The organism is Stenotrophomonas sp. PS02300 (genome assembly GCF_029959395.1).
GTDB lineage: Bacteria > Pseudomonadota > Gammaproteobacteria > Xanthomonadales > Xanthomonadaceae > Stenotrophomonas > Stenotrophomonas maltophilia_AD.
Window position 1 is genome coordinate 1 of the sequence record NZ_JASCOP010000162.1, and the last position, 7,331, is coordinate 7,331.

Below are 7,331 nucleotides of genomic sequence, written 5' to 3' on the forward strand. Positions count from 1 at the left end.
TCCCCGCCACACCCGGCTTGCGGGGGTCGCCCCCGCCGGTGGGGCGGGGCAGCCGGCGGGGGCCGGCCCGGCGGGCCGGCACGCCTTTTACTGGCACGCCTCGCAGGCTTCCGGGTTTTCCAGCGAGCAGGCCACGGCTTCCACCGGGGTGTAGCTGCTGACGGTGGTCTTGGCGATCTTGGTGGCCGGACGCGAACGCAGGTAGTAGGTGGTCTTGATGCCCTGCTTCCAGGCGTACATGTACATGGACGACATCGCGCCGATGTTCGGGCTTTCCATGAACAGGTTGAGCGAGGCGGACTGGTCGATGAACGCGCCACGCTCGGCGGCCATGTCGATCAGCGAACGCATCGGCAGTTCCCAGGCGGTGCGGTACACGTGGCGCAGGGTTTCCGGAATCTGGGCGATGCCCTGGATGGAGCCTTCGGCCAGCTTGATGGCGTCGCGCATTTCCGGGGTCCAGTGGCCCAGCTTCTTCAGCTCGTTCACCAGGTAACGGTTGACCTGCAGGAAGTCGCCCGAGAGGGTTTCGCGCTTGAACAGGTTGGACACCTGCGGTTCCACGCACTCGTAGCACCCGGCAATGGAGGCGATGGTCGCGGTCGGGGCGATGGCGATCATCAGCGAGTTGCGCAGGCCATGTTCCTTGATGCGCTCACGCAGGGCATCCCAGCGTGCGGTGTCTTCGGGCACCACGTTCCAGGCGTCGAACTGCAGTTCGCCGCTGGCGGCACGGGTGTCGGCGAACGACGGGTGCTTGCCGCGTTCCTGGGCCAGTTCGACCGAGGTTTCCAGCGCGTGGAAGTAGATGGTTTCGGCAATCTTCTTGGACAGCGCGCGGGCTTCGGCACTGTCGAAGGCCAGGCGCTTGCGGAAGAACACGTCCTGCAGGCCCATGCAGCCCAGGCCAACCGGGCGCCAGCGCAGGTTGCCGCGGCGTGCCGATTCGATCGGGTAGAAGTTCAGGTCGATCACGCGGTCGAGCTGGCGGATGGCCAGGCGCACGGTGTCGGCCAGCTTGTCGTAGTCGAACTCGCCGTGGGCGTCGAAATGGTTGCCCAGGTTGATCGAGCCCAGGTTGCACACCGCGGTTTCTTCAGCCGAGGTGATTTCCAGGATTTCGGTGCACAGGTTGGACAGGTGGATCACGTTGCCGGCGCGCAGGGTCTGGTTGCTGGCGCGGTTGCACTTGTCCTTGAAGGTCATCCAGCCGTTGCCGGTTTCGGCAAGGGTACGCATCATGCGCGAGTACAGCTTGCGCGCGGAGATGGTGCGGTTGGCCTTGCCCTGCGCTTCGGCCTGCAGGTACGCCTGCTCGAAGGCTTCACCGAACAGGTCGGTGAATTCGGGCACCACGCGCGGATCGAACAGCGACCATTCCTGGTCGGCCTCGACGCGCTTCATGAACAGGTCCGGGATCCAGTTGGCCAGGTTCAGGTTGTGCGCACGGCGCGATTCGTCACCGGTGTTGTCACGCAGTTCGAGGAAGTCCTCGATGTCGGCGTGCCAGGTTTCCAGGTACACGCAGGCCGCGCCCTTGCGCTTGCCACCCTGGTTCACGGCGGCCACGGACGAATCCATGGTCTTCAGCCACGGCACGATGCCGTTGGAGTGGCCGTTGGTGGACTTGATGAGCGAGCCGCGCGAACGCACGCGGGTGTAGCTCACGCCGATGCCGCCGCTGAACTTGGACAGCTGGGCGATGTCGCCGTACTTGGAGTAGATCGATTCCAGCGAATCCTGCGGCGAGTCGAGCAGGAAGCACGAGGACAGCTGCTCGTGGGTGGTGCCGGAATTGAACAGGGTCGGGCTGGACGGCAGGTAGTCCAGGTTGCCCATGCGCTTGTACAGCGCCAGGGTTTCGGCCACGTCTTCGCTCAGGGCGCTGGCGATGCGCAGGAAGAACTGCTGCGGGGTCTCGATCACCTTGCGGGTGTGCGGGTGGCGCAGCAGGTAACGGTCGTACAGGGTACGCAGGCCGAAGTAATCGAAGTTCAGGTCCAGCCCGATGTCGATGGCATCGTTGAGCTTGCGCGCGTTGGTCTGCACGAAGTTCAGCAGGCGGTCGTTGATCAGGCCCACTTCGTGGCCACGGCCCACCGACTGCGAGAAGGCGTGGATTTCCTGGCCCGACACTTCCTTGGCGATGTAGTTGGCCAGCAGGCGCGCGGCCAGGCGGCCGTACTCCGGCTCTTCACCGATCAGCAGGGCGGCGGTGCGGATGGACAGCTCGTCCAGTTCCTGGGTGGTGGCGCCGTTGTACAGGCCGGAAATGGTGCGGGTGGCCACGCGCATCGGGTCGACCGCGTGCAGGCCTTCCGCCGAACGCTGCACCGCGCGCACGATCTTGTTCAGATCCACCAGCTCGGTCGTTCCATTGCGCTTGGTGACGCTCATCGCCGTATTGGTCGGCGGCGAAGTCAACAGGAATTCGCTTTCCTGGTCGGTGGCTGCGCTGGTTTCGGTGCTCACGGCGTTTTCCTCTTGGCGTGATTTGGGGTGGTGCAGGGTCACCTGCGGGGCAGGCGTGGGGCCGATGCGCTCAGCGCTCAGGGTGGACTATCGGTGTCGCATGGGGCGCGACCGGCGCAACGGCGCTGCGGACGATTCCCCTTGCTTCACCGGTCATCTCCCCCCGGAGACTGGCGCTACCAGCGCCGCACCCTGTACGGCATGCGGTTGTCGGTGGGCGGTGGGCCCGTTTGGCCCTTCGACTTGGGGTCGTCGGGACCGACAGCCACAAGATAGTGGGGGTGTAGGGGGCCGTCAACGCCAAATGTAGTGAATCAGGGCAATCCCTTGCGGCGCAAGGTTTCGGTGTTCGGGGCGTCCGACGAACGGTCGCGACCTGTCGAAAGCGAGTGCGCAGTCAAGGGTTGGGGGCGACTTTTCGTGCGATTCAAGCGTTCGAAAAACGGAACGATGGGCGTCACGTGGGCGTAACAAATTTGGTCACGCCCGGTGGGGCGTGCCCAGGTATTCGGCGCTCTGCATCTCTATCAGGCGCGAGGCGGTGCGCTCGAAGGCGCCCTGCAGGCGGGTGCCGGTGTAGAGGGCTACCGGGGCGTCGGTGGCGGTGCAGACCAGGTTGACGTGGCGGTCGTACAGCTCGTCGATCAGGTTCACGAAGCGGCGGGCGGCATCTTCATTCATGCGGTCGAAATGCGGGATGTCGCCCAGCAGCACGGTGTTGAACTCGCGGGCGATCTCGATGTAGTCGGAGGGGCCGCGCGGGCCTTCGCACAGGGCCTTGAAGTCGAACCAGACGATGCTCTTGCCGCGGGCGCGCACCGGGATCTTGCGCGCTTCGATCTCGATGTTGCCCGGCTTGGGCGGCTGGCCGCCGCTCAGCGCGGCCCAGCGGCTGGCCAGCCAGGCGTCGCTGTGCTCGTCGCGCGGGGCCTGGTAGACCGGCGAATGGGTCAGCGCGCGCATCCGGTAGTCTTCGGTGCCCTCGGCGTACAGCTCCACGCAGTAGGTCTGCAGGAGGCCAATGGCAGGCAGGAAACTGTCGCGCTGCAGCCCATTCAGGTACAGGTTCTCCACCGCCGTGTTGGAGGTGGTGACCAGAGTGACCCCTTCGGCGAACAGGCGCTCAAGGAGGCGCGCCAGCAGCATGGCATCGCCGATGTCGGTGACGAAGAACTCGTCCAGCACCAGCACGCGCAGCTTGGCGCGCCATTCCTGGGCGATCCGGGCCAGCGGGTCGCTCTGGCCCTGGTGCTCGCGCAGGCGCTCGTGGATGCCGCGCATGAAGCGGTGGAAGTGGGTGCGGTACTTCTGCTCGATCGGCAGCCCGTCGTAGAACAGGTCCACCAGGAAGGTCTTGCCGCGCCCTACCCCGCCCCAGAAATACAGGCCCTTGACCGGGTCCGGCTTCTTCCAGAAGGCCGAAAGGCGGTCCAGCCAGCCGTCCTGGGCGCTGTCGACCAGGGCCAGGTGGATGCGGTCCAGCTCGGCCAGGGCGGCGTGCTGGGCCGGGTCGTTCTGCCATTCGCCCCGGGCCACGCCTTCGGCGTAGCGCTGCGACGGGGTCAGTGCGGTATCACTCATGCGGTGGCGCTTTCCGGGTTCGGCAGCCAGCCCTTGACGCCGTGGAGCACCGCGCCGCGCAGGTCGATCAGCTTGCGGTGGAAGAAGTGGCTGGTTTCGGGCATGCGCACCAGCTCGTGCGGGGCGCCCAGGCTGTCGAGCCAGTTGTAGACGGCCTGCGGATCGACGATTTCGTCGTCTTCGCCCTGGATGACCAGCCAGTTGGCCGGCGGCTGCACACCGTCGAAGTCCCAGCGCCCGGCGGGCGGGGCGATCGAGACCAGTACCTGCGGCTGCAGCTCGGCGGCCGCGCGCAGGGAGACGAAGGCGCCGAAGCTGAAGCCGGCCAGCCACAGGGTGGCGTCGGGGCGCTGCTGGCGCACCCAGGCCACCACGGCCTTGAGGTCGTCCTGCTCGCCCACGCCGTGGTCGAACTCACCAGCCGAGGTGCCGACGCTGCGGAAGTTGAAGCGCACGGTGGCAATGCCCAGCTCGCGCAGGGTGGTTCCGACCATGGTCACCACCTTGTTGTGCAGGCTGCCGCCCTCGGTGGACAGCGGGTGGCAGATGACCGCCACCACCGGCTGCGCGGGCACGTCGGCCTTGGGCAGGTCGACCGCCACGTCCAGCGCACCGACCGGGCCGGCCAGCTGCAGGGTGGTGCTTTCATTGGGGAAAGGGGGATTGTGCATGGCGTCATAATACCGCTCCCCCGCGGGCTGCACTGCCGCGCCTGCCTGGAACCCCATGTTCTATCTGCTTTTCAGCGTGGTCTGCAGCGTGTTGGTGTCGGTGCTGCTGAAGCTGGCCGCGCGCCGCCAGCTGGATGTCGCCCAGATGGTGACCTGGAACTACCTGGTGGCCGCCGGGCTCACGGCGGGGGTGCTGCGGCCGCCGCTGGAGGCGCTGCAATCCACCCATGCGCCGTGGCCGGCGCTGCTGGTGCTGGCGGTGGTGCTGCCTTCGCTGTTCCTGGTGCTGGGCCGCACGGTGGCGGTGGCCGGGATCGTGCGCACGGATGTGGCGCAGCGGTTGTCGTTGTTGTTGTCGTTGTTGGCTGCGTTTCTGTTCTTCGGGCAGACGGCCACGCCTTTGAAGCTGCTGGGGTTGGGCCTGGGGCTGGTGGCGATGCTGGGCATCAGCCTGCGCCCGCGTGGGCCGGCGGTGGCCGGTGAGGCGGGCAGCTGGCGCTGGCTGCTGGCGGTGTGGGTGGGGTTTGCGCTGGTGGATGTGCTGCTGAAGCAGGTGGCGCTGTCGGGGACGCCGTCCATGGCGGCGCTGCTGGCGTGTTTCAGCATTGCGTTTGTGTTGATGCTGGGGCTGCAGCTGTGGCGGCACTTCAGTGGGCGCAGCCGGTTGCGCGCGCGCAACGTGGGTGCGGGGGCGCTGTTGGGGCTGCTCAATGGCGGCAACATCCTGTTTTACGTGCACGCCCACCAGGCGATGCCGGACAGCCCGGCCACGGTGTTTGCCGGGATGAATATCGGCGTGGTGGTGTTGGGGGCGTTGGTGGGGGTGTTCGCGTTTGGCGAGCCGACAACGCGGTGGAACCGCGCGGGGTTGGTGTTGGCGGTGGTGGCGATTGGGTTTATCGCGTGGGGGTGATACCGCGTGGACACGCATGGCGTGTCCCTACGCGTGCGGACCGCTCGGTTAGCGGTCGAAACCCAGGATCAACGGGTCGTGGTCGGAACTGCGCCACGGGCCGGCTTCGTTGCGGTCGCGGTAGCCGATGTCGTCGGCTTCGTCGGCATTGATATGCCATTCGGCCGCGCCGCGCAGGCGCTTGGCCATGCCCGGGCTGAGCAGGGCGTGGTCGAGGCGGCCGGTCATGCCGTTGTAGACGTAGCTGTAGGGGCGCTCGACCTTGGCCACGGCGAAGGCGTCGCGCCAGCCGGCGTCGTGCAGCGTGCGGATCGGGGCTTCCATCGCGTAGGCGTTGAAGTCGCCCAGCAGGATTGCGTCGGTGGTGCCGGCGCCCGTCGGGTCAGTGCCCAGCCACTGGTTGAGCAGGCGCGCCGATTCCACGCGGATGGCGTTCCAGCAGGCCTGGCCGTCGTTCTGGTCGGCATCGGCGCCGGCCGCTTCCGAGCAGCCCTTGGACTTGAAGTGGTTGGCCACCACCACGAACGGCGCGCCCTTGCCGGCACGGAACGCCTGGGCCAGCGGTACGCGGCTGTGCGGGCCGAACGGGGCGGTTTCGAGCACGGCGGGGGCGCCGACCGGGGTCACCCGCGAGCTGCGGTAGATGATGCCCACGCGGATGGGGTTCTCGCCCGGGCCCTTGCCGGCGTCGATGAAGGCCCAGTCCGCGCCCTTGCCGCGGTTGGCATTGAGTGCGGCGACCAGTTCGGCAATGGCCGACTGCGGGCCGTAGCCGTCGTTTTCCAGCTCCATCAGCGCGGCCACGTCGGCGCCGAGCGCGTTGACGGTGGCCACCAGCTTGGCGGTCTGGGCCTGGTGTTCGGCCAGGGTGCGGGCGCCACGCAGGGTCGGGTAACCGCCGCCTTGGCCGTCGCCGTTGAAGAAGTTTTCCAGGTTGAAGGCGGCCACCTTGAGCGCGCCGGGCACCACCGGGGCGGCCGGGCGGTTGAGCGCGGGCAGCTTCAGCGGGGTGGTGACCTGCAGGCGCGGGGTGCCCTTGGCGTCCACGTGGACGATGCCTTCCACGTTGCGCAGCACGGTGCCGGTGCGCAGGGTGGCGCCGGCGGGCAGGTAGGCGACCGGGCCGGGGTCGCGCGCGCTGCTGCCGTCGTCGAGCAGCAGGCGCCGGCGCTGGTTGTCGGCGATCACATTGGTATGGGCGCCGGTGCCTGGGGCGGCCACTTCGCTGGGCTGCCAGAGGCGGCCGTCGAAGGCGACGGTGAGTTCGCCGAAGCGGGTCAGGCCGTCGGTGCCGGCCAGGGTCAGCGGGGCGGCGATGCGCACGTGCTGGCCGTCGAGCGCGCGCCAGTCGGCGGGCGCGGCGGTGAGGGTGACGGGGGCGCTGGTCGCCGGGGTCGATGCGGTCGGCTGGGGCTGCGGCTGGGCCTGGGCGAACGCGGTGGCGGGCAGCAGCAGCGACAGGGCAAGAGCGAGGGTGCGACGGCGCATCGACGGCGATTCCGGAAACGGGTGCACAGGGTAATGCGGAATTGTGGCGGGAAGCGGTCGCCGGTGGGGATTTGGGCGGGTTTGGCAAAGCCGCGCGGGGTTGGGTCCACGTGGGACACGCATGGCGTGTCGCTACGTGTGCCGGCAACGTTGCGGGCGCATGGGGGCACGGCGCCCCACCGCGTAGAGACACGCCATGCGTGTCC

The 7,331-nt window shown here is 67.9% G+C and carries 5 protein-coding genes; 1 reads left to right on the plus strand and 4 read right to left on the minus strand.

What is annotated here, in order from left to right:
- Nucleotides 1-87: 87 nt before the first annotated feature.
- From QMX79_RS18905 to QMX79_RS18915, 3 genes are all read right to left on the minus strand, one after another.
- Nucleotides 88-2,472: a ribonucleoside-diphosphate reductase subunit alpha gene (locus tag QMX79_RS18905; RefSeq protein WP_282248150.1), complete on the minus strand. Its 2,385-nt coding sequence runs from the start codon at nucleotides 2,470-2,472 to the stop codon at nucleotides 88-90.
- Nucleotides 2,473-2,952: 480 nt separating this feature from the next.
- Complete coding sequence (gene zapE, locus QMX79_RS18910) at nucleotides 2,953-4,053, minus strand: cell division protein ZapE (RefSeq protein ID WP_068848403.1); 1,101 nt, start codon at nucleotides 4,051-4,053, stop codon at nucleotides 2,953-2,955.
- Entirely contained in the window at nucleotides 4,050-4,724 is a 675-nt protein-coding gene (locus QMX79_RS18915) for an alpha/beta fold hydrolase (RefSeq protein WP_282248151.1), read from the minus strand. The genes zapE and QMX79_RS18915 overlap by 4 nt, the downstream gene beginning before the upstream one ends.
- Before the next feature lie 55 nt (nucleotides 4,725-4,779).
- Here QMX79_RS18915 and QMX79_RS18920 point away from each other — a divergent pair, with 55 nt between their 5' ends.
- Nucleotides 4,780-5,637, plus strand: coding sequence for an EamA/RhaT family transporter (locus tag QMX79_RS18920; RefSeq protein WP_282248152.1), 858 nt, complete (start codon nucleotides 4,780-4,782; stop codon nucleotides 5,635-5,637).
- 48 nt (nucleotides 5,638-5,685) lie between these two features.
- Here QMX79_RS18920 and QMX79_RS18925 read toward each other — a convergent pair whose 3' ends face one another.
- A complete protein-coding gene (locus tag QMX79_RS18925; RefSeq protein ID WP_282248153.1) occupies nucleotides 5,686-7,125 on the minus strand; it encodes an ExeM/NucH family extracellular endonuclease in 1,440 nt (479 codons plus the stop codon).
- Nucleotides 7,126-7,331: the final 206 nt, after the last annotated feature.

Bases quoted from the DNA above. Each gene is read 5' to 3' on its own strand.
- QMX79_RS18925 (WP_282248153.1), bottom strand. From the start codon at position 7,125: ATGCGCCGTCGCACCCTCGCTCTTGCCCTGTCGCTGCTGCTGCCCGCC.
- QMX79_RS18915 (WP_282248151.1), bottom strand. From the start codon at position 4,724: ATGCACAATCCCCCTTTCCCCAATGAAAGCACCACCCTGCAGCTGGCC.
- QMX79_RS18920 (WP_282248152.1), top strand. From the start codon at position 4,780: ATGTTCTATCTGCTTTTCAGCGTGGTCTGCAGCGTGTTGGTGTCGGTG.
- zapE (WP_068848403.1), bottom strand. From the start codon at position 4,053: ATGAGTGATACCGCACTGACCCCGTCGCAGCGCTACGCCGAAGGCGTG.